Here is a 22165-nt window from a genome sequence, read left to right as displayed (position 1 = left end):
GCGTTTGGCTGGGAGGGGCGCCAGTGAACGAAGGGCCGCAAATGGCGCAAAATGGTCTTCAGGAGCGCCGGGAAACGGCTGGTGGTATTTCTTGTATGATACCGAACAGGTTCTCCGACGCGACGCGGTTAGAATTTGCGTCCAGAGCGTGAAAACTCCCTCGCCCCGCTTGCGGGGAGAGGGCTGGGTGAGGGGCTATGCTTGAGGCTGCGGCAAAGAAAGTCTTGCCTGGCCGCTCCAATAAATCAACCGAGCAATGCGGCCTTGTGTTCCTCAAAGAAGCTGCGCAGCGTCTGCGGCTCCTTGCCGGTCAGCTTGTTGAAGTCGTTAGTGAGGATGTCGAATTTGCCGGCGCGGGCGTTGGCGTCGGCGGAAACGAGCATGTCGACCACGAATTTCGGCAGGCCGGCGCCGGTCAGGCCTGCGGCGAACTGCTCGTCGTTGACCTGTACGACTTCCAGAGGACGGCCGGTGATCTTGCTGACGACGCTTGCGACATCTTCGATCGTCAGGGATGTGGAGCCCGTCAGCGTATAGGTCGCGTTGTCGGTGGTGTCGGAGGCAAGTGCTGCGGCGATAGCGAGCGCGCAATCGTTGCGGCTGATGTTGCTGGTACGGCCGCCGCCGGTCGCTGTGTACCACTTGCCGACGGCAAGACTATGCGGCAAGCCCATCATATAGTTGTCGAAATACCAGGCGTCGCGCAGGATCGTGTAGCCGATACCGCTCGCCTTGATGGCATTTTCCGTGCCGAGATGGTCGGGTGCGAAGGAGACAAGCGAGTTTTCCGGAGCCGGCATGGAGGTATAAAGGATGTGTTTCACACCAGCCTTCTTTGCAGCTTCGACGGCAGCCGTGTGCTGCTTCAGGCGCAGACCGGGAACGGCGAGTGCGTCGGTGCTGATGATCAGCAGGCGGTCGACGCCGGCAAAGGCGGCGGGCAGCGTGGCGGCATCGTCGAAATCGGCCTTGCGGGTGATGACGCCCTTGGCGGCGAGATCGGCAAGCTTCTCCGGGCTGCGTGTGGCGGCGATGATGCGGCCGGGGGCTACCTTATATGTCTCCAGCAGGTGATGAATGACGCGCTGGCCGAGCTGGCCTGCGGCACCGGTGACGAGAAGAGTGCTGCTCATGTCTTTATCCTTGTTTGACCGCCGCGCATTGCAAGGGTCTGGGTTGCTCTCAAAAAGAGACTAGCACTAGAATAGGAATTGACTTCTAGATGTAAAGGAGGCAGTTTTTCGGCTCCAAGTTACGAAAAGGGAACCGGCATGAGCGCCAGCACCGTCGTCAATCTGCGCAGCATAGATCCGCCGCTGCGCGACGTCGACCTCAGCAATCTCGATTTCAGCAATTGTCCTGTGCGCGATTTGATATCGCAAATCGGCGGCAAGTGGTCGGTGCTGTTGCTGGAAACGTTGGCAAAGCGGCCTTACCGCTTCGGCGAGTTACGCCGTCTGGTGCCCGATATTTCCCAGCGTATGTTGACGCAGACGCTACGCGACCTTCAGCGCGACGGCTATATCGACCGCGAGGTTTTCCCGACAAAGCCGCCGAGCGTCGAATACAGCATGACCGATCTCGGCCATTCGCTGTATCAGCCGTTGGCACAGCTTTTGAACTGGGCAGAGGCCAATCACGAGTCCGTGCGCGCAGCGCGCGCCCGTTTCGATCAATCGCCGGACTGAGCCTCGCAGTGAAGCCTTTGAAGATCGCCATTGTTGGCGCCGGGCCTGCCGGCCTTGCCGCGTCTCTCTTTCTCACGCGCGCCGGTCATATTACCGACATCATCGAACGCTTCGACAGCCCGGCGCCGGTCGGCTCGGCGCTGATGCTGCAGCCGACCGGATTGACCGTGCTTGAAACACTCGGGCTCGGCCCGGCCATCCACGCAACCGGCAACCGCATCGACCGCTTGTTCGGCACGGAAACCACCCGTGGCCGCACCGTCCTCGACGTGCGCTATAACGCGCTGCCGAGCGGGCGCTATGGGCTTGGCGTCCATCGGGCGGCTCTTTTCGATACGCTTTACGATGAAGTCTCCGCTCGGAGACACCCGATCTTCACGGGACAGAAGATCGTAGGCGTGATGGAAGAGGGTGATCGCAGCTATCTCTCTGTCGAGGGTGGAGAGCGTCTCGGACCATACGATCTTGTCATCGATGCCAGCGGCGCGCGGTCAGAGCTAGCAGCGGCTTTGCCGCGGGCGCCGCGGGCGCGCAATCTTGTCTATGGCGCCTTCTGGGCGACGCTCGATTGTCCGGATGGGCTCGTGGATCAGGCGGCGCTGACGCAGCGTTACGACAAGGCGAGCGTGATGATCGGGGTTCTGCCGATCGGCAGCAGAAAACCGGATATGCCGAAGCAGGCGGCTTTGTTCTGGAGCTTGAAGGTCGCCGATGTCGACGAAGTTCGCAGGCGCGGGCTCGATCGCTGGAAGCAGACTATCCGTGGTTACTGGCCTGAATGCGAGCCGTTGTTGGAGCAGGTGACGGATTGGGAGCAGTTGACGCTGGCGCGCTATGCGCACCGCACCGTGAAAGTACCCTATAGCGGGCGAACGGTCTTCGTCGGCGATGCAGCGCATTCCACCAGCCCGCAACTCGGGCAGGGCGCCAACATGGCGCTGCTTGATGTGGCGGCGCTGGCGCATGCGCTTGCGAGCCATGACACGATAGAAACAGCACTTTCCGCCTATGCCGGAGCGCGACGGATGCATGTGCGGCTGTTTCAGCTGCTGTCGCTGGCATTCACGCCATTTTATCAGTCGGATTCGGCCGCTTTGGCCTGGATCCGGGATCGGCTGGTGGCGACCATCGCCAAGGTGCCCCCGGCGCCGCAGATCCTCGCGGCGATCGTTTCCGGCACCTTGGTCGATCCCTTTGCGGCCGCCGGCCTCAGCGAATGCGACTGGCTGCGGGCTTCCGCTCCTCAGCCGTCCTGATCACTTTTCCCGCTCGGTCAGGAAGGCGAGGAGCGCAATCACCGGGAAGGCGATGCCGAACCACGAGGCGAGGTTCCAGCCACCGGCGGCATAGGCCCAGCCGCCGAGCGCCGAACCGATGGCGCCGCCGCCAAAGAAGGTTGCCATATAAAGGCCATTCAGCCGGCTGCGATGTTCGGCGCTCAGCGCGTAGATGGCGCGTTGGCCGAGGACAAGATTGGTCTGCACGCCGAAATCGAGCATGATGCCGGAGAGCGTCAGCGTGATCAGTGCCAGCAGCGAACCGCTGCCTGAGACATGGCCGATAAAAAAGGCGACGATGGCGAGCGCCATGGCGAAGGCGGTGGCAAGTTTTGTCCAGCCGCGATCGGCGACCCGGCCGGCAATCGGCGAGGCGACTGCGCCAGCCGCGCCGGCGAGCGCGAAGAGGGCAATGCCGTTCTGCGTCAGGCCGAAAGCGGGGCTTGCCAGCAAGAGCGGCGTCGTCGTCCAGAACAGGCTGAAGGCGCCGAACATGCAGGCCTGATAGAGCGCGCGCCGCTGCAGCACCGGCGTATGCAGGGCGAGGTGACCCATGGAGGAGAGCAGCTGACCGTAATGCAGCCTCGTATGCGGTACCCGGGTCGGCAGCACGACGCGCAGTATGACGGCGAGACCGATCATGATGGCGGCCGAGATGATATAGACGGCGTGCCACGAAAGGAGTTCTGACAGGAAGCTTGCCGCCGGGCGGGCCAGCATGATGCCGCAGAGCAGGCCGCTCATGACGTTCCCGACGACCGCGCCGCGGCTGGCATCCGGCGCCATATGGGCTGCGAAGGGCACCAGGACCTGCACGGCGACAGATGCAAGGCCGATACAGAGCGAGGCGAGCAGGAACAGCGACGGCGACCAGGCGAGGGCGGCGCCGACAAGTGCAATCGCCGCAAGCGCTACCAGCGTCAGTACCAGCTTACGGTTCTCCAAAAGATCGCCGAGCGGCACGATCAGTAGCAGGCCGAGACCATAGCCGATCTGGGTCAGGGTCACGATCAGGCCGGTTGCCGCCGGAGAGAAGCCGAGCGACTGGCTGATGGGACCGGCCAGCGGCTGACCGTAATAAAGATTGGCAGCCACCAGTCCGCAGGCGGCGGCGAACATGAAGGTCATCAGCGGCGAAATGGTCTTCTCAGGGAGCGGCATGCTCTCGGTCCTGGCGGCGGCACTTGCAGTCATGGCTCTATTCCTTGATGGGGCGGGCAGGAGAGTGGGCTCCCCGAAATTCTAGCGAAAAATCAATCCAGCAGTTTCATGGTGACCTCGGCAACCGCGAGCATTGTTTCATGCTTACGGCCGGTCTTTCCGACTACGCGCATGCCTTTCGTGAGGCAGAGCATCGCGCAGGCGGCGCCCTCGGCATCGACATGCTGTGGTATGGAACCATCCGCTTGTCCGAGGTGGATCAGATCGAGGATACGCCGCTCGTCAAAATCGAAAGCGACGCCGACGCGGCCGGCGACCTCCTGGTCGAAGAGCGCGAGTTCTGTCGCGCTGCCGACGACGAGGCAGCCTCTTCGGCCGACCTCGCCGCACGAGGCTTCAGCGAAGAATGTCACCAATGCGCGCAGCTTCTCATAGCCGTTTGTGGCGCTCGCCAAAGACTCGTCGATCAGTTGCTGGCGCACATGACGATAGCGATCGAAAGCGGCTAGGAAGACGCCGCGTTTGTCGCCGAAAGCCTTGTAGACGCTGCCTGCGGTCAGCCCCATGGCCTCAGTCAATTCGCTGATCGAGGCGGCATAATAGCCGCGCTCCGAAAAGACCCGCAGTGCTTCGTCGAGCGCTGCGTTCATATCGAATTCCCTGGGGCGGCCGCGAAGTCTGGGCGCGATATCGATGGTGTCCGTTGTCATGCGACTCTTTTAGGAAATGATCGTTTCCAAATCAAGCGGATTTTTGCGTTGCAGCAAGATTATCCCTGACGGCGACTATCGTCAGTCGGAAAGGTGACCGCCGGTTGCGTTGCCGTTACTGGTATATGAGCGCCATACGGATCGCGTTCTCGTAGCGCCCGTCTGCGTACACGAATCTGCTTGTGACGCGTTGGTGGTCATGGGCCGGTTACAGGTCGAGCTCCCATGTCTGGCCGTTCAATTCCGGGCCGAACATACGATGCCTTTCCTCTGCGACGAGCCTGAATCCGGCTTTGACATAGATGCCGCGAGCGATATCGAGGATGTCGTTGGTCCACAGCGAAAGTTTGTCATAGCCGGCATCGCGCGAGAAGCGGATGCATTCGTCGACCAGAAGCTTGCCGAGGCCGAGGCCGCGCGCCGCCTTGTCGACGTAGAGCAGCCGGAGCTTGGCGACACCATTGCCGCCGTCGGCGACCATGGCGGAGCCGACATTCAGGCCGCTCCGTTCGGCGATCCAGCACCGGTCCTTTGCCGGATTGAAGTTGGACAGGAACTTGCCCGCGACGTCGGCGACCAATGCCTCGAACCGATGATCCCAGCCGAATTCCTCGGTATAGAACCGCGCCTGACTTTGGACGATCCAGCCGATGTCACCGGGCCGCGGGGCGCGGATGATGGCAGGGGGCGCAGCGGCCTGGTCCGTGCCGAGCGTATCCTGGATCGTCCGCATCGCTTCGACGATGCGCTCGGGCTCGCCGATGGCAAGCCTGTCGAAATATCCCGCGATCTGCGTGCGGGAGCGGCGGACGAACTCCTCGAACTGAGCCTGCCCCTTATCGGTGACATTCATGATCTGGCTGCGCGCATCGCTCGGGTCGGGCTCCGTCTCGATGAGCCCGTCCTCGCGAAAGCGCTTTACGATGCGGCTGAGATAGGCGGGATCGAGATGTAGCTCGCGCGTCAGTGTCGAAGCGGCGACGCCACCGCGAGAGCCGACTTCGAACAGGACGCGCGCGTCCGTCAGCGTATAGGGGCTATCGAGATAGGCCTTGTTCAGCACGCCGAGAAAGTTCGTGTAAAAGCGATTGAAGTCGCGGACGGCATCTATGGTCGCGAATTCTGCAGCAACAGTCATGGAACATCGTCTCCTTAGATATAAGAGACGATGTCCATCATCTATTGGACTGAGTCAAGTAAATTGGTTTTCACCTATGCGGCGCGGCTACTGCGGGCGCCTTCCTCCGCAAGAGCAAAATCGACGGCAGCTTCAGCATGGATGGTCGTCGTGTCGAAGCCGGGCAGGATCAGCGCATTGGGATCGAGGATGAGGCAGATCTCGGTGCAGCCGAGAATGACGCTGTCGGCGCCCTCGGCCTTGGCACGCTCGATGATGTCATGCAGCTTCCGGCGCGATTCGTCCTTGATGATGCCGGCGCAGAGTTCGTTGAAGATAATGTCGTGGGTCACCGTGCGGTCTTCGGGGCCGGGCACCATGATGGAGACGCCATTCTCAGCCATGCGTTCGGCATAGAAACCGTGCTCCATGGTGTAGCGCGTGGCGAGCAGCAGCGGCTTGACGCGACCCGCAGCCTTCAGCGTGGCAGCGGTTTCGTCTATAATGTGGATGAGCGGCACGGAAATGCGGGCGGCAACTTCCGGCGCGATCAGGTGCATGGTGTTGGTGCAGATGAGCACGCATTCGGCGCCGGCTGTCTGCAGGCGATGTGCGGCATCGCCGAGGCGGGCGGCGGCATCACCCCAGCGCCCGGCCTTCTGCAAGGCCACGATCTCTTCGAAATTGACCGAGTACATCAGCAGTTCGGCGGAGGAGAGGCCACCCAGCCGGTCGCGAACCATTTCGTTGATCTGGCGATAATAGACCGCCGAACTCTCGAAACTCATGCCGCCGATCAGGCCTATGGTGCGCATATTACTGTTCTCCGCTCTTGTCTGTGAATGGAGGAATGGTGCCGCAATTCATGCGCCTTGTGTTTGCAAACTTTGTGATGCCTGCAATTGAATCTGCAATGATTTGCGCATATTTCATGTTTTGTGCAAAATGACGGCGTGATGATAAGGATTTCTGCACATGCTTGATGAGCGCGACCGAAAGATTCTCGAATTTTTGCAGGCAGATGCCGGCATATCGGTGACGGAACTTGCCGATCGCGTGGCTCTATCAGTCTCCGCCTGTTCGCGTCGCATCCAGCGGCTGGAGGAGAGCGGCCACATCGCCAGGCGCATCGTCGTGCTCGACCGCGAGAAGATGGGCGTACCGACGACGGTCTATGCGATGATCAAAACAGCGCATCACGCCGACGAATGGATAGAGACGTTCCGCAAGGCGATCGGCGACATTCCCGAGATCGTCGAGGCGCATCGGCTGACCGGCAACTACGACTACATTCTGAAGATCGTTCTGCCCCGTGTCGAGCACTACGACGTCGTCTACAAGCAGCTTGTGCGCAGGGTCGAGCTGTTCGATGTTTCGGCGTCAATCTCGATGGAAGAGCTGAAAAGCGGTGCTTCCGTTCCCGTCGGCTATGCGCAGTAAGTTCGCCACAATCACGTGCTGATTTTGCATATCACCTTGTTAAAGGTGTCATGGGGAGCAAGTGCTTTTGGGTTGTACAATCACATGCGTGGTTATCGCCGTGGAGGCAATTCGCAATGAGCAATGCAGATATTCAAAACTACTTTCTGCCCGGTGAAAAGTTGTTGTGGCTAGGCCGGCCGAAACAAGGCCTCATGTTTAGCAAGAAAGACATGCTGCAAGTGCCGTTTTCGCTCATATGGGGCGGTTTTGCAGTCTTCTGGGAAAGTATGGCCATGCGCCAGGCCAATGCTCCGCTCTTTTTTAGATTATGGGGCGTGCCGTTTATATTAATTGGCCTGTACCTCATCATCGGCCGTTTTGCGCTGGATGCGTTTGTTCGCGCCAGGACACAGTATGCGGTCAGCGATCAGCGCATAATAATCTTGCGCGAAGGCTGGTTTTCCAAGCTTCTGACCTTGCCGTTGCAGAGGTTGCCGGCTCTTGATTTGGATCAGAGAGGCGATGGCACGGGGACAATCAGCTTTGGAAGCGATGCCCAAGTTGGCTATGGCCGCCGCAACGGCATAAGCGCCTGGACTCCCGCGCTTTCAAATGCTCCTCAATTTCTTGGTATCACCGAGGCGCGTGAAACATTCAATCTCATCCAACAAGCACAGTCGACGAAACCATCTTAATTTGTATCACAGCTGGCGGCCGCAGGGGTGCCATGCATAAAAGATGATTGCCGCTCATCCTTCGCAACTCTACGTTTTCGATGAACCGCAGACATGAGGGGTCGCCATGCAGGATTATCACGTTGTCATCGTCGGGGGCGGTTTTGGCGGTTTGCAACTCGCCAATGATCTGAAGGGTGCGCCTGTCCGCATCACGCTGATCGATCGGCGCAACCACCATCTGTTTCAGCCGCTTCTCTATCAGGTCGCGACCACCTTGCTTGCCACCTCCGAAATCGCCTGGCCGATCCGCAGCTTCTTCAGGGATCGGCCCGAGGTGACGACGTTGCTGGCTGAGGTCGTCGGCGTCGACAGCGAGGCGCATCAGGTGCTGCTGAAGGGCGGCCAGACCATTGCCTACGATACGCTGGTGCTGGCGACGGGGGCGACCCACGCCTATTTCGGCCATGACGAATGGGAGCCGGTGGCGCCCGGCCTGAAAACGCTGGAGGATGCGACGACCATTCGCCGCCGCGTCCTGCTGGCCTTCGAGCAGGCGGAACTGGAGAGCGACCCGGCGGTGCGCGACGCGCTCCTGACCTTCACCATCGTCGGCGCGGGTCCCACGGGGGTCGAGCTGGCCGGCATCATCTCGGAACTGGCAAGGACGACGCTGCCGAAGGAATTCCGCAACATCGACACCAGCAAGGCAAGGATCATCCTGGTGGAAGCCGGGCCGCGGGTGCTGGCGGCCTTCGCCGAAGACCTGTCCGCCTATGCTCTCAAGGCGCTGGAGGCGCTCGGCGTCGACATCCGCTTCGGCAAACCTGTCACCTCCTGCAGTGCGGAAGGGGTGACGATCGGCGATAGCTTCGTGCCATGCCGCACAATCGTCTGGGCGGCGGGTGTCGAAGCGTCGCCGGCGGCGAAATGGCTGGATATCCCGGCCGACCGTGCCGGTCGCGCCGTTGTTGACAAGGAGCTGCGGGCGCCGGGCAAGGAAGATATCTTTGTCATCGGCGATACCGCATCCGTCCTGCGCGAGGATGGCAGTCCGGTGCCGGGGATCGCTCCGGCCGCCAAGCAGCAGGGAGATTATGTCGCCAAGGTCATCAAGGCGAAGCTGGCGGGCAAGCCGGCACCCGGGCCGTTTCGCTATCGGCATCAGGGCAGCCTTGCAACGATCGGCAAGAGTGCCGCGATCATCGATTTCGGCTGGATCAAGCTCAGGGGATGGCTCGCCTGGTGGGTCTGGGGCCTTGCCCACATCTATTTCCTGATCGGCACCCGCTGGCGCATCGCGGTCGCCTGGAGCTGGCTGTGGATCTATATCAGCCGGCAGCACAGCGCCCGGCTGATCACGCAGAAGGAAACCATGCGCGAGGAATGAAAAAGGGCAGCCACAGTGGCTGCCCTTTCTTATAAGCCGTTGCGCCGTGACGCTTAGGCCAACGATGCGATGTCGATGACGAAGCGATAGCGGACGTCGCTCTTCAGGACGCGCTCATAGGCTTCATTGACCTGATCGATATTGATCACCTCGATCTCCGAGACAATGTTGTGCTTGCCGCAGAAATCGAGCATTTCCTGGGTTTCCTTGATCGAGCCGATCATTGAGCCGGAAAGGCTGCGACGGCCAGGGATCAGCGAGAAGGCATGGACCGGGACGGCATGTTCCGGAACGCCTAGCAGCACCATGCTGCCGTCGTATTTCAGGAGATTCAGGTAGGCATTCCAGTCGATGGCGGTGCCGACCGTATTGAGGATAAGGTCGAAGCTGCCTGCAAGTTTGGTAAAGGTTTCGGCATCGCTGGTGGCGTAGTAGTGGTCAGCGCCGAGCTTGAGGCCGTCTTCCTTCTTCGACAGCGTTTGGCTCAGAACCGTCACGTCAGCGCCCATGGCATGCGCCAGCTTGACCCCCATGTGACCGAGGCCGCCCATGCCGACGATCGCGACCTTCTTGCCCGGACCTGCCTTCCAATGACGCAGCGGCGAGTAAAGCGTGATGCCGGCGCAGAGGAGTGGCGCACCGGCGTCGAGCGGGATATTCTCCGGGAAGGAGAGGACATAGCCTTCCTTGACGACGATCGAGTCGGAATAGCCGCCGAAAGTCGGCGTCTTGCCGTCGGCTTCGACGTCGTTATAGGTCTGGACGAGGCCAGGCATGTAGTGTTCGTAATCCAGGTCGCGCGTGGCGCAGGTCGTGCAGGAATCGACGAAGCAGCCGACGCCGACGCGGTCGCCGACTTTGAATTTCGTCACCTTGGAGCCGACGGCAGTCACGATGCCGGCAACTTCGTGGCCCGGCACCATCGGGTACTTGGAGAAGCCCCATTCATTGCGGGCCTGGTGGATGTCGGAATGGCAGACACCACAATATTTGACGGAGATCGCGACATCGTCGTCGTTCGGCTCGCGGCGTTCGAAGGTGAACGGCGTGAGCGGCTTCGACGCGTCGGTGGCAGCATAACCCTTTGCGATAGGCATGGGAGACTTCCTTGTTTTCGGATGGGGTGGGAGTGGAATTGGGATGGCGCACTATGCATCGGGAGCGGACCGGAGCGTTAGAGCGATCCTGCAAGCTTTATGTACGATCCTGCGAATCTAAATGCGCGGCTACCCTTTCGCACTCGGGGTAGGTTCCCTAGATAAGCCTCAACAGCTCCTCGAAAAACAGTTGGTTGCGCATGACACTTCCCTTCAATCCCAATCAGGAACTCGCATCCATCATTGCCCGTTTCGCCACGGAGGACGGAGAATACCGCACGCCGATAGATGGTCTCAACCTATACCGGCAGTCGGCTGCGACAGTATGGCAGCATGGGGCTTATCGGCCTTGCTACGCCATTGTGGTCCAGGGGCGGAAGACTTTGACTGTTGGCACTGATACGTACCATTACGGTGTCGGCGAGTATATTTTGACTGCCCTCGACCTGCCCGTATCGAGCCAGGTAACCAATGTCCGCAGTGACACGCCGTATCTCTGTTTCAGCATGGCGCTGGACGGTGAGCGCCTGAAGGAGCTTTTGTCGCGCGTCAACGTTCCACGCCAAGCGGTGACGGCGGAGCCCTTGCGTGGGCTTGCGGTCAATGCGGCGTCGCCAGAATTGCTCGATGCCTCGTTGCGGCTGCTCAGATTGCTCGATCAGCCCGAGGATATTTCGGCCATGGCGCCATTGATCGAGCAGGAGATCCTTTATCGCCTGCTAACCGGGCCGAACGGTCCCCGGCTGCTGCAGGTCGCGATGGCGGAAAGCCAGAGCAACCGGGTGGCGCGTGCCGTTGCCTGGCTTCGCGGCAATTTCGAGCAGCCGTTGCGCATCGAGGAACTGGCTGAGCGTGTCGGCATGAGCGTTTCCTCACTGCACCATCATTTCAAGGCTGTCACCGCCATGTCGCCGATGCAGTATCAGAAGCAGCTTCGCTTGCACGAAGCGCGTCGCCTGATGATCGTCGAGCAGCTCGACGTCGGCTCGGCCGGCCATCGCGTCGGTTATCAGAGCCCCTCGCAATTCAGCCGCGAGTACAGCCGCCTTTACGGCCTGCCGCCGCTCAAGGATGTCGAGGCCATGCGCAATAATGCTGTGGCGGCCGAATAGGCCTAGCTGATGGGTGCGCCACAATTGCCGCCGTTCCAAGTGTAGCTGGGAACGGCATCCTGAGGTCCCCACAGGCCCTCGAAACGACCGTAGCCGGCATCGAACCGGATCGTCAGCGAACCCATTCCATATTTGTCGGACCAACGCAGCGTTCGCGCGGTGCCGTGCGCTGTCCCGATTTCCGACAAGGTGCCGGCCGTTGTATTGCCGTCATCATCGAAGCGATAGGTCCCCGATATGTGGCCCTTTGGGTCGGCCTGTAGCGAAGTCTCGACATCCACCAGCAACCCACTAGATAGAAGCTTGCCGCAATAATGTCCGTCGGGTCCGGTAAGCGGCTTTGTCGTTGCATGTGCCGACACTGTAAGGGGAAACAGGGGAAGGGGAAACAGGCCGAGCACAAGGCAGATCCCTACAATGCGGGTAGGTGCCCGCTGTTTGCTCCCGCCCGTGCCGCTGCCAGCCGGGAAGCGGGGAGGTGACGTCTCGTAATGAAGGTTGAACGCGGCTTTCATCAAAGGATCTCGAAAGGAAACGGATGTGCCGGCAAGCTCTATCCACCACGCGCCGGCCATGACAAGCGCGCTCCGATTTTTGGCGCAGTGCAGCAACGAATTCCGCTTGACGACCGCTTCGGCGTGCTGCATAACGCGGCACGAACCGTACCGTACGGTACGCATTTGGGAGTGGCCATCGTGCTGAGCGAAGTAGGACAGTCGAGCGAGTTTTCGCCGCGCCAGAACGCCGTTCTGGAGCAGGCGCTGCGTCTGCTCGTCGACGGCGGCGAAAAGGCGCTGACGACCTCGGGCGTCGCACGCGCCGCCAATTGCTCGAAGGAAAGTCTCTATAAATGGTTCGGCGACCGTGACGGTCTGCTGTCGGCGATGATCGCCTATCAGGCGAGCAAGGTGCGCACCTTCGAGCGCAATGGCGAGCGGCTGACGGTGTCGAGCCTGCATGATCATCTCGTTGTCTTCGCCCGCGATCTGCTGGAAGTTCTGGCGGGCGACGTCTCGCTGGCGCTGAACCGCCTGGCGATCGGCCAGTCTAACCGCGATGGCTCGAAGCTCGGCAAGCTTTTGCTGGAGCGCGGCCGCCGGCAGATCGACCGCCGCGCCAGCGGCTTGATCGACGCTGGCAAGCGGGCAGGGCTGCTCCGTTTCACCGATGCCGACGAGGCATATCACACGCTTTACGGGCTCATCGTTTCCGATCTGCATGTCCGCATGCTGCTCGGCGAGCCCGGTTTGAAGGATTCCAGCCGTCAGGCGGAGAGGGCTGTTACAGCCTTCCTCAAGCTTTACGGCACGGAAAAGGTTTTGGCGGAAGCAGCGGCGACCGTCTGAGACATCGAAATTATACCCAGACAAGCAAAGGGAAGGACAAACAATGCGCGTCTATTACGATCGTGATGCCGATCTCAACCTCATCAAGTCGAAGAAGGTCGCCGTCATCGGCTACGGTTCCCAGGGCCGCGCTCATGCGCTGAACCTCAAGGACAGCGGCGCCCAGAACCTTGTGATTGCGCTGAAGGCCGGTTCGCCGACCATCAAGAAGGCTGAAGCCGATGGCTTCAAGGTCATGACCGTTGCCGAAGCTGCCGCATGGGCCGACCTGATGATGATGGCGACCCCGGACGAGCTGCAGGCCGACATCTACAAGGCCGACATCGCTCCGAACATCCGCGACGGCGCTGCAATCGCTTTCGCTCACGGCCTCAATGTCCATTTCGGCCTCATCGAGCCGAAGGCTTCGGTCGACGTCGTCATGATCGCGCCGAAGGGCCCGGGCCACACGGTTCGCGGCGAATACCAGAAGGGCGGCGGCGTTCCCTGCCTCGTTGCCGTTCACCAGAATGCTTCCGGCAATGCGCTTGAACTCGCTCTCTCCTACGCTTGCGGCGTCGGCGGTGGCCGTTCGGGCATCATCGAAACCAACTTCCGCGAAGAGTGCGAAACCGACCTCTTCGGCGAACAGGTCGTTCTTTGCGGCGGTCTCGTCGAACTCATTCGCGCTGGTTTCGAAACGCTGGTCGAAGCCGGTTACGCTCCGGAAATGGCCTATTTCGAGTGCCTGCACGAAGTGAAGCTGATCGTCGACCTGATCTATGAAGGCGGCATCGCCAACATGAACTATTCGATCTCGAACACGGCCGAATGGGGCGAATACGTCACTGGCCCGCGCATCATCACTGAAGAGACCAAGGCTGAGATGAAGCGCGTCCTGAAGGACATCCAGACCGGCAAGTTCACCTCCGAGTGGATGCAGGAATACCGTTCGGGTGCTGCCCGCTTCAAGGGCATCCGCCGCAACAACGACAGCCACCAGATCGAGGAAGTCGGCGCCAAGCTGCGCGGCATGATGCCCTGGATCGGCAAGAACAAGCTGGTCGACAAGAGCGTCAACTAAGCTTTCCGTACGATGAAGCATTGAAAGCGGGGCCGAGGAGGGAAACTTCCTCGGCCTTTCATTTTCTGCGACCTAATCCGGGCTGGCGAGCTATTCGCGAATTCGCTATAGGGTTGTATATGAACTCCGATGAAACCAATTTGGCTCGAGCGGCGACCAAGCTCCATGGATATTGGCAGGCAGCCTATGCAGCATTTGCTGAATATCCATCTCCTGAAATTCTGGATGCGTCGCCATTGCTTGACGCGGAGAAGATTTTGCTCGAATTGCGTTCTGCACCTTTAGCGAACTTAAGTGGGAACGCTCTGAGTGGCTACGCCACGAGCGCCATGACCACCGTTGGGGGAGTCAAGGAATACAGACATTATCTGCCGCGCATTCTGCAGCACGCTTTTTTGACCCCGAGTGAGCCAGGCTTTGATCCGCTGATAATCTTGTCGAAGCTGGAATATGCTAACTGGCGTAGATGGCCAGTGTCAGAGCGTTCTGCGATCGAGAACGTTTATCGCGCGTCGTGGCACTGGGCACGATTGCAGCATCCAGACGAGTTCGATGCGACGAATTGGTTCGCCTGCGTAATTCGTCTCGAAAAGGATATTGATTCTGTTCTGAAGTCATGGCTGTCCAATCTGACACCGAATTCTGCCCTTCAACTCGCTGACGTCATCAGTCGGTCGGACGGGCTGCCATATGGTCGCTCTTTTTGGGAAGATCTTGATTTGGCGACAAGGCGGACGATCGCCGATTGGCTTTGCGGCGATGGATTGCAAGCTGCCATAGTGGCGGTTGTCGACAATGTAGCCGATAGAGATATGTGGCGCATCGATTCCATTGAGGCTGCTTTGGCCCTTTTGCGTGCGATGCCCTGCCGTTAACGCAGGTTTGGAGTAGCCGGCAGGGCAAGTTTTGCTTGGGTCAACAGAGCCAACTCCAAGCCGCTTGGGGCGATGAGAGCAACAACTAAGTTCAGACCGATTTCTATTTCCGTACGCTAACATAGAGCCATTTCGTCGGCTTGCCGTCGAAGCCACCTCCATCGGCTTCGGTTATCGCTACATCTCTCCATCCGCCTTCATTCAGAAGAGCCCCCAGCCATTCGGCCGAAGGATAATTATAGTAGCGGCCGAGCGTGTCATGCCCCTCAGCAGCGCCGGCCTTGAAGCTGCTATGGAAGATGCCGCCGTCCCTCAAAGCACGCAGAATCCGATCGAAGATATTTGGGAGGTCTGATCGCGGTACATGAAGGAGGCTGGCCTCCGCCCATATACCGTCAAAAGCGGCACTGGCGTCCAGGGTCTCGAACCGCATGATCCGGACAGGTCTGCCGATTAGCTTTTCAGCCTCATTGGCGAGTTCTGCCGAACCGTCTGTCGGCGTGATGTCGAAGCCACGCGATAGCATGTAGGCCGCATCCTGACCGGCTCCGCATCCCAGCTCAAGGATAGACGCTCCGGCCGGAAGGGCGGCAAGAAACGCGTCGAGTCGGCTTGTCGGAAGATTGCGTTTACGCGCGGCATAGAGGGCGGCGTTGTCGGCGTAAAACGATGATGTCGGATCCGTGCTCATGATCTCTTTTGACTCTGTTACTCGGGTTCAGAAGCTCATTCCTATCAGGAAAGATTGCGATTCTGAGAGGCAATGAAAACAAATTAGGTCAGTATTGTTGACTTATCTTTTGTTGCGTGATCTTGTGCCGGAAAGACCAAAAATTACGAGGAAGCCCCATGTTGAATTGGGAAAATATCTTTGCGACCCGCTCGAGCCGTATGCGCGCCTCCGAAATCCGCGAATTGCTGAAGCTGCTGGAGCGGCCGGATATCATCTCGTTTGCCGGTGGGATTCCCGACCCTGCGCTGTTTCCGGATCAAGAATTCAAGCAGGCCTATGCCGATATTTTTTCCGGCCCGACCGTCAATGCCGCCCTGCAATATTCGGTCAGCGAAGGCTACAAACCACTGCGCGAGTGGCTGGTTGGCCAGATGAAGGCGCTCGGCGTTCCCTGCGAACTCGATAACGTCTTCATCGTCTCCGGCTCGCAGCAGGGGCTCGATTATCTCGGTAAGCTCTTCCTGTCGCCGAAGGATACGGCGCTTGTGACAGCGCCGACCTATCTCGGCGCGCTGCAGGCCTTCAATGCTTACGAGCCGACCTATGACCAGCTGACGCCGAACGGCAACCGGACGCCGGATTCCTATAGCGCCGCTGCCACGAAGGCCGGAGGCAGGGTCAAATTCGCCTATCTCTCGGCTGATTTTGCCAATCCGACCGGTGAAACGGTCGATCTGGTTGCCCGCGAGAAACTCATCGACCTCGCCGACGAGCTCGATATCGCCATCATCGAAGACGCCGCCTATCAATCGCTGCGCTACGATGGTGAGGCGATCCCGCCGATCCTGGCGCTGGAGATCGCGCGCAAGGGGAATATCAACGACACGCGGACGATCTATTGCGGCAGCTTTTCCAAGACCTTGGCGCCGGGTCTTCGCGTCGGTTTCGTCGTTGCCAATGCGCCCGTCATCCGCAAGCTGGTGCTGATGAAGCAGGCGGCGGACCTGCATTCCTCGACGATCAACCAGATCGCCATCCATCAGGTCGCCGAACGCGGTTTTGATGCGCAGGTTGCCAAGGTCCGCAAGACCTATAGCCACCGTCGCGACTGCATGCTGGCGGCGCTTGCGAAGTATATGCCTGAAGGTACGAGCTGGACGAAGCCGCAGGGCGGCATGTTCGTGTGGGTCACCCTGCCGAAGGGCATGGATGGCGCCAAGCTGCTGGCAAGATCGCTCGAAACCGCGAAGGTTGCCTTCGTTCCCGGTCAGGCCTTCTTCGCCGACGGCACTGGTGCGAATACATTCCGCGTCAGCTTCTCCTGCGCCAATGACGAGATGATCGAAGAGGGCATTTCGCGGCTCGGCAAGTTGATATCAGGCGAGATCGGGGCATTGGCCGCCTGATTTACCTTCTCCCCGATGGGGAGAAGGATGGGCTCCGGAGCTTGTCGAAGTGGCGTCGGTTGAGGGGGCATCGCACCGTTATGGTGGACACTGAATGTGCCGCGCCACCTCCTCATCCGCCCTTTGGGCACCTTCTCCCCGAGGGGGAGACGCAGCTTCTTACTTCGCCAGATGTGGGTCGATCAGCGAAAGGTCGGCCTCGCTCAGACGGTCGCTGGCGGTGTTGCGCTGATGCCAATAGGGATACATCAGCGGCGGCAGGCTGACATCATCAAGACGCTTGCGTTCTTCATCGGTTAGCTTCAGTTCGGCGCTGGCGAGATTGTCCTGGAACTGGGCTTTCGTGCGGCCGCCGATGATGACCGAGGTCACGCCCTTGCGACCGATCAGCCAGGCGAGCGCTACCTGTGCGGCCGAGACGCCGCGGCCATCGGCAATCTCCACCAGCGTATCGACGATATTCCACAGGCGGTTCTCATCGCGGATCGGCGGTTCCGTCCAGCCGGCGAACTGGCGCGTGCCTTCAGGCGTTGCCTGGTTGCGGCGATGCTTGCCCGACAGCAGCCCGCCGGCGATCGGGCTCCAGACGAGGATGCCAAGGCCTTGGTCGATGCTGATCGGAACCAGCTCGTTTTCGGCGTCGCGAGCCTCCAACGTATAGTGGATCTGCTGGCTGACGAAACGTTCGCGCTTGTCACGCTCGCTGACGCCAAGCGCCTTCATGATGTGCCAGCCGGAAAAGTTCGAGCAGCCGATGTAGCGGATCTTGCCCTGGCGAACCAAGGTATCGAGCGCTTCCATCGTCTCTTCCAGCGGCGTCTGACCGTCCCATTCATGCAGCTGGTAAAGGTCGATGACATCGGTCTTCATGCGCTTCAAGCTTGCCTCGCAAGCCTGGATCAGATGCTGGCGGGAAGAGCCGACATCGTTGACACCAGGCCCCATCGGAAAGCGGGCCTTGGTGGCGATGAGCACGCCGTCCTTGCGCGGGCCGCCGATGATCTCGCCGAGGATTTCCTCCGAGGCGCCCTGCGAGTAGACATCGGCCGTGTCCAGCAGGTTGACGCCGGCATCGACGCACATGTCCACGAGCTTCTTTGCATCCTTGACGCCGAGATCGCCGACGGTCTTTGCCCAGCCGACCCCGCCGAAGGTCATCGTGCCCATGGTGATGGTGGAAACTTTGAGGCCGGAGCGGCCAAGCAGGCGATATTCCATGGATATGTCCTCCCGGATCCCATCTGAAATTCGAGTGCCAAGAAATAGCGTGAGGCGCCGACGGTCAAGGTTTAATCATCATATGAAACGCATCTTCTTCAAATTCAACTGTCACAATCATGTTAAGCCGCACGTCTAAGGAACCTTCCTACAACCTAGCCGAGGACGTCTTATGAAGACCTTTGTTTCCGCCTTCGCCGGCCTGCTGGCCGTCGCTCTTTTCTCCGGCGCCGCCACCGCCGCCGACCTCGTCCTCTATACCAGCCAGCCGAACGCCGACGCGCAGGCGACCGTCGATGGTTTCATGGCTGCCAATCCGGGCATCAAGGTCGATTGGGTTCGTGACGGCACGCCGCAGATCATCGCCAAGTTGCAGGCGGAAATGCAGGCCGGCGCTCCCGCTGCCGATGTTCTCCTGATTGCCGACACGGTGACGCTGGAGCGCCTGAAGGAAGCTGGCAAGCTGCTGGCCTACAAGTCGCCGGAAGCCGCGAACTACGACGCGTCGCTCTACGATGCCGATGGCTACTATTATTCCACCAAGCTGATCACCACAGGCATCGTCTACAACACAGCCGCTTCGATGAAGCCGGCCAGTTGGCAGGATCTGGTCAAGCCGGAAGCGAAAGGTCTTGTCGCCATGCCGAGCCCGCTTGCTTCGGGTGCCGCTCTCATTCACGCACAGACGCTCGCCGGCGTCGGCAGCCTGGGCTGGGACTATTACAAGAATCTTGCCGACAACGGCGCTATCGCTTCGGGCGGCAACGGCGCAGTGCTCAAGGCGGTCGCCTCTGGCGAGAAGGCCTATGGCATGATCGTCGACTACATGCCGATCCGCGAAAAGGCCAAGGGCGCGCCGCTAGAATTCGTTTTCCCGACCGAAGGCGTTTCGGCCGTGACGGAGCCGGTCGGCATCCTCGCCAGCACGCAGCATGCCGACGCCGCCAAGAAGTTCGTCGATTACGTCCTGTCCGAAAAGGGCCAGGAAGGCTTCCTGAAGCTCGGCTATATTCCGGCCCGTAGCGGCACGCCGCTACCGGAAGGTTTTCCGGCACGTGACAGCATCAAGCTTTTGCCGTTGAATGCCGCCGCTGCTCTCAAGAATACGGATCAGGATCTGAAGACCTTCTCCACCTACTTCAAGTCGAAGTGATCCGGCCCGGATTTTAGATGTACGGATATGTGCGTAAGGGAAACAGCCAGCCGGCCTGGCTGTTTCCTTTTGTTGTTGCCGTCGTGCTGCTGCTTAGCGTTCTGCCGCTGGCGCGGCTGGCGATGGTTGGCATCGAGGCGCTGCTGCGCGGCGGCACCTATGAGCTCATCACCGATCCCGCGCTGTGGCGCTCCACTCGGTACACTATCGAAACGGCCGTGCTGGGCACGATCATTTCCGTGGCTCTCGGCTGCCTCTTCGCATTCCTGCTGACATTGACCGACATGCCGGGCAGGGGCGCGCTCGGCTTCCTCTTCGTACTGCCGATGATGATCCCGCCGCAGGTGACGGCGCTTGCCTGGGTGCAGATGTCCGGTCCGTCGAGCCCGCTGCTGAAGGCGCTGCATATCGCGCCGCCGCTCGGCTCGCCGCAGCCGCTCTATTCCATCGGCGGCATCGCGCTTCTCTACGGCGTGCAGCATGCGCCGCTGGTCTATCTGGCGCTCAGGGCCGGATTGATGGCACTCCCACGCGACGGTGTCGAGGCGGCAAGGCTTTCGGGAGCCTCGGGCCTGCGCGTCTTCAGGGATATCATCCTGCCTCTGTCGCTGCCCGGCGTCATTGCCGGTGCGGCAATCGCCTTCGTCTCCTCGATCGGCAATTTCGGCATTCCGGCGATCCTTGGTATTCCCGCCTCGATCTATACGCTCTCTACCCTGATCTTCACCAAATTCTCCAATTTCGGCCCACGGACTTTCGGCGATATCGCCGTGCTTTCGACTATGATCGCCGTCATCGCCGTTGCGGGACTTGCGGTGCAGGCCAAGGCGTTGAAAGGGCGGGACTATCGTGTCATCGGCCTTTCCGGCGCGTCCGCTGCCTTTTCGCTCGGCCGCTGGCGTTATGTTGCCGTGCCGGTGCTCTGGGCGATCCTGTTCGTTATGCTCGTGGCGCCTTTTCTGGCGCTGGTTGCAGGCGCGTTGGTGTCGGCCTATGGCGTGCCGCTGACGTTCAAGACGGCGTCGCTGAACGCCTTCGTGGAAATCCTGTTTCGGCAGACGGTGACACGCACGGCCTTTTCCAATTCCCTGTTTCTCGCCGCGACGACGGCGCTCGGTCTCCTGCTGGTGACAATTCTTGCCGCCTATGCGCTGACGCGGCGCAAGGACATGCTGAGCCGCATCGTCGGCTGCCTGATCGAGATACCCTATGCACTCCCCGGCATCATCATCGCCGTCTGCTTCATCCTGGTGTTTGCAGCACCCCTGCCGATCCTCAACGTCACGCTCTACGGCACGATCTGGATCATTCTGCTGGCCTATTTCTCCGCCTACTTCGCCGTCAGCTTGAAGCCGGTCATGAGTGCTTTCCTGCAGCTCGATCCGGCGCTGGAAGAGGCGGCGCGTCTTTCGGGCGCCGGCTTCTTCCGCCGCCTTGCGGATATCATCGTGCCACTGATCGCGCCGGCGGCGGGCGCGTCCGTGATCCTGGTTTTCCTCATTGCCTGCAACGAGCTGACAGTTTCGGCGCTGCTCTGGTCGGCGGGCACGCAGACGCTCGGCGTCGTCATCTACAATCTCGACGATGGCGGCAGCGCGGATCTTGCCTCTGCCATGTCCGTCATCGTCATTGCCATGGTAGTGATCATGATGGTGCTGCTCGAAGTCATGGCCAAGCGCCTGCCGAAAGGAGTGGTGCCGTGGCGAAGCTGATCCTCAACCACCTCTGCAAGGATTTCGGCACGGGCGGCGGCGCTGCCGTCAATGCACTGTCGCTCGACGTGCGCGAGGGCGGTTTCCTGGCGCTGCTAGGCCCCTCCGGCTGCGGCAAGACGACCGTGCTCAGAATGATAGCCGGCTTCGAACAGCCGACGGATGGTTCCATCCATCTCGGCGAGCGATTGCTGGCGGATGCGGCGAACATGTTGCCGCCGGAGCGGCGCAACATGGCGATGGTGTTTCAGTCCTACGCGCTCTGGCCACATATGAACGTCGCAGACAATGTCGGCTATCCGCTGAAGGTACGTGGCATTTCCGGCGAACGTTACCGCGAGAAGGTGCGTGAAGCGCTGGCCACGGTGCGTTTGGCCGACTATGCCGAGCGCCGGCCCGCCGATCTCTCCGGCGGCCAGCGCCAGCGCGTGGCGCTTGCGCGCTGCCTGGTGACATCGCCTGACGTCGTGCTGCTCGATGAGCCGCTTGCCAATCTCGACCGTCATCTCAAGAAAGAGATGGAGGAGACGTTCCGTGAATTTCATCAGCGCTCGGGTGCCACGATGATCTACGTGACGCATGATCAGAGCGAAGCCATGGCGCTGGCGACCGATGTCGCCGTCATGTCAGAGGGGCGGCTGTTGCAGGTGGCACCTCCGGCGGAGATCTATGCCCGGCCCGAAGGGCGGATGGTCGGCAGCCTGGTCGGGCAGGGCGCCATCCTGTCGCTGATCCTGCCCGATGGTCGGCCCCGTCTCATCGATTGGTCCGCCTTGAAGAAGATCTGGAACGAACAGGAGGGCGCCTCTGAGCATGCCGATATCCTTGTGCGGCCGGAGGATGTGATCGCCGACGCGCAGGGCATTTCCTGTCGGGTCGTTTCGGTTCTCTATGAGGGCGAGCGTTACGCGATACGGCTCTCGTTGCCGGACGGGCAGATGCTCAGGGCCTATAGCCGCGAGGTGGTAAAGGCGGGTGACGTCTATCCCGTCGCCATCCGCTCGGCCTGGAGGCTCTGATTGTGCGGCGGGAGACAAGATGGTTGTTCGCCGCCGCCGCCTATGCTTGATT

General features: G+C 60.4%; 22 protein-coding genes. 13 read left to right on the top strand and 9 right to left on the bottom strand.

Annotation, left to right across the window (positions count from 1 at the left end):
* Positions 1-245: 245 nt before the first annotated feature.
* Entirely contained in the window at positions 246-1133 is an 888-nt protein-coding gene (locus GA0061101_RS15855) for an SDR family oxidoreductase (RefSeq protein ID WP_047639858.1), read from the bottom strand.
* A 138-nt stretch (positions 1134-1271) separates the two neighbouring features.
* On the opposite strand from GA0061101_RS15855, the gene GA0061101_RS15850 reads away from it, so the two are divergent.
* Together GA0061101_RS15850 and GA0061101_RS15845 are read left to right on the top strand one after the other, a co-directional pair.
* Positions 1272-1688 carry a winged helix-turn-helix transcriptional regulator gene (locus GA0061101_RS15850; protein ID WP_037202654.1) on the top strand — a complete coding sequence of 139 codons (417 nt, stop codon included), beginning with the start codon at positions 1272-1274 and terminating at the stop codon, positions 1686-1688.
* Positions 1689-1696: 8 nt separating this feature from the next.
* Positions 1697-2944, top strand: coding sequence for an FAD-dependent oxidoreductase (locus GA0061101_RS15845; RefSeq protein ID WP_092574108.1), 1248 nt, complete (start codon positions 1697-1699; stop codon positions 2942-2944).
* Here the strand turns inward: GA0061101_RS15845 and GA0061101_RS15840 are convergent, their stop codons facing one another.
* The 4 genes from GA0061101_RS15840 to GA0061101_RS15825 form a co-directional block, all read right to left on the bottom strand.
* Positions 2945-4159, bottom strand: coding sequence for an MFS transporter (locus GA0061101_RS15840; protein ID WP_092574106.1), 1215 nt, complete (start codon positions 4157-4159; stop codon positions 2945-2947). It abuts the gene before it with no gap.
* Positions 4160-4218: 59 nt separating this feature from the next.
* Positions 4219-4836 (bottom strand): TetR/AcrR family transcriptional regulator, encoded by a 618-nt coding sequence (locus GA0061101_RS15835; protein ID WP_092574104.1) that lies wholly within the window; start codon positions 4834-4836, stop codon positions 4219-4221.
* 208 nt (positions 4837-5044) lie between these two features.
* A complete protein-coding gene (locus GA0061101_RS15830; protein ID WP_092574102.1) occupies positions 5045-5974 on the bottom strand; it encodes a bifunctional helix-turn-helix transcriptional regulator/GNAT family N-acetyltransferase in 930 nt (309 codons plus the stop codon).
* Positions 5975-6048: 74 nt separating this feature from the next.
* Positions 6049-6768, bottom strand: coding sequence for an aspartate/glutamate racemase family protein (locus tag GA0061101_RS15825; protein WP_092574101.1), 720 nt, complete (start codon positions 6766-6768; stop codon positions 6049-6051).
* 160 nt (positions 6769-6928) lie between these two features.
* Here GA0061101_RS15825 and GA0061101_RS15820 point away from each other — a divergent pair, with 160 nt between their 5' ends.
* From GA0061101_RS15820 to GA0061101_RS15810, 3 genes are all read left to right on the top strand, one after another.
* A complete protein-coding gene (locus tag GA0061101_RS15820) occupies positions 6929-7393 on the top strand; it encodes an Lrp/AsnC family transcriptional regulator (protein WP_047557986.1) in 465 nt (154 codons plus the stop codon).
* Positions 7394-7509: 116 nt separating this feature from the next.
* Positions 7510-8070, top strand: a complete 561-nt coding sequence (locus GA0061101_RS15815) for a PH domain-containing protein (RefSeq protein ID WP_047557983.1) — start codon at positions 7510-7512, stop codon at positions 8068-8070.
* Between the two features lie 106 nt (positions 8071-8176).
* Positions 8177-9439, top strand: a complete 1263-nt coding sequence (locus tag GA0061101_RS15810; protein ID WP_037202645.1) for an NAD(P)/FAD-dependent oxidoreductase — start codon at positions 8177-8179, stop codon at positions 9437-9439.
* A gap of 53 nt (positions 9440-9492) precedes the next feature.
* Here the strand turns inward: GA0061101_RS15810 and GA0061101_RS15805 are convergent, their stop codons facing one another.
* Positions 9493-10536, bottom strand: coding sequence for an NAD(P)-dependent alcohol dehydrogenase (locus tag GA0061101_RS15805; RefSeq protein ID WP_037202644.1), 1044 nt, complete (start codon positions 10534-10536; stop codon positions 9493-9495).
* A gap of 200 nt (positions 10537-10736) precedes the next feature.
* On the opposite strand from GA0061101_RS15805, the gene GA0061101_RS15800 reads away from it, so the two are divergent.
* The gene (locus tag GA0061101_RS15800; protein ID WP_092574099.1) at positions 10737-11648 is read left to right on the top strand and encodes an AraC family transcriptional regulator; all 912 of its coding nucleotides are present in this window, start codon (positions 10737-10739) and stop codon (positions 11646-11648) included.
* Positions 11649-11650: 2 nt separating this feature from the next.
* Here GA0061101_RS15800 and GA0061101_RS15795 read toward each other — a convergent pair whose 3' ends face one another.
* The gene (locus GA0061101_RS15795; protein ID WP_037202872.1) at positions 11651-12163 is read right to left on the bottom strand and encodes a hypothetical protein; all 513 of its coding nucleotides are present in this window, start codon (positions 12161-12163) and stop codon (positions 11651-11653) included.
* A gap of 180 nt (positions 12164-12343) precedes the next feature.
* Between GA0061101_RS15795 and GA0061101_RS15790 the strand changes: the two genes are divergently transcribed.
* The 3 genes from GA0061101_RS15790 (at position 12344) to GA0061101_RS15780 (ending at position 14932) form a co-directional block, all read left to right on the top strand.
* Entirely contained in the window at positions 12344-12994 is a 651-nt protein-coding gene (locus GA0061101_RS15790; protein WP_037202871.1) for a TetR/AcrR family transcriptional regulator C-terminal domain-containing protein, read from the top strand.
* 43 nt (positions 12995-13037) lie between these two features.
* On the top strand, positions 13038-14057 hold the full coding sequence (ilvC, locus tag GA0061101_RS15785; protein ID WP_037202641.1) for a ketol-acid reductoisomerase: 1020 nt from the start codon (positions 13038-13040) through the stop codon (positions 14055-14057).
* 119 nt (positions 14058-14176) lie between these two features.
* Positions 14177-14932, top strand: coding sequence for a hypothetical protein (locus GA0061101_RS15780; protein WP_051964424.1), 756 nt, complete (start codon positions 14177-14179; stop codon positions 14930-14932).
* Between the two features lie 103 nt (positions 14933-15035).
* On the opposite strand, the gene GA0061101_RS15775 is transcribed toward GA0061101_RS15780, so the two are convergent.
* On the bottom strand, positions 15036-15623 hold the full coding sequence (locus GA0061101_RS15775) for a class I SAM-dependent methyltransferase (protein WP_037202639.1): 588 nt from the start codon (positions 15621-15623) through the stop codon (positions 15036-15038).
* Positions 15624-15781: 158 nt separating this feature from the next.
* Between GA0061101_RS15775 and GA0061101_RS15770 the strand changes: the two genes are divergently transcribed.
* The gene (locus GA0061101_RS15770; protein ID WP_037202637.1) at positions 15782-17011 is read left to right on the top strand and encodes an aminotransferase-like domain-containing protein; all 1230 of its coding nucleotides are present in this window, start codon (positions 15782-15784) and stop codon (positions 17009-17011) included.
* A 159-nt stretch (positions 17012-17170) separates the two neighbouring features.
* Here GA0061101_RS15770 and GA0061101_RS15765 read toward each other — a convergent pair whose 3' ends face one another.
* Complete coding sequence (locus GA0061101_RS15765) at positions 17171-18229, bottom strand: aldo/keto reductase (protein WP_047639848.1); 1059 nt, start codon at positions 18227-18229, stop codon at positions 17171-17173.
* A 172-nt stretch (positions 18230-18401) separates the two neighbouring features.
* Between GA0061101_RS15765 and GA0061101_RS15760 the strand changes: the two genes are divergently transcribed.
* The 3 genes from GA0061101_RS15760 to GA0061101_RS15750 are packed head-to-tail and all read left to right on the top strand — an operon-like array spanning position 18402 to position 22113.
* Complete coding sequence (locus GA0061101_RS15760; protein WP_092574098.1) at positions 18402-19382, top strand: ABC transporter substrate-binding protein; 981 nt, start codon at positions 18402-18404, stop codon at positions 19380-19382.
* Between the two features lie 17 nt (positions 19383-19399).
* Entirely contained in the window at positions 19400-21094 is a 1695-nt protein-coding gene (locus GA0061101_RS15755; RefSeq protein ID WP_092574096.1) for an ABC transporter permease, read from the top strand.
* Positions 21082-22113, top strand: coding sequence for an ABC transporter ATP-binding protein (locus GA0061101_RS15750; protein WP_092574094.1), 1032 nt, complete (start codon positions 21082-21084; stop codon positions 22111-22113). The genes GA0061101_RS15755 and GA0061101_RS15750 overlap by 13 nt, the downstream gene beginning before the upstream one ends.
* Positions 22114-22165: the final 52 nt, after the last annotated feature.

Origin of the sequence: Martinezella lusitana (assembly GCF_900094565.1) — a bacterium.
GTDB lineage: Bacteria > Pseudomonadota > Alphaproteobacteria > Rhizobiales > Rhizobiaceae > Rhizobium > Rhizobium lusitanum.
This window is presented reverse-complemented; position numbering and strand designations above follow the sequence as displayed.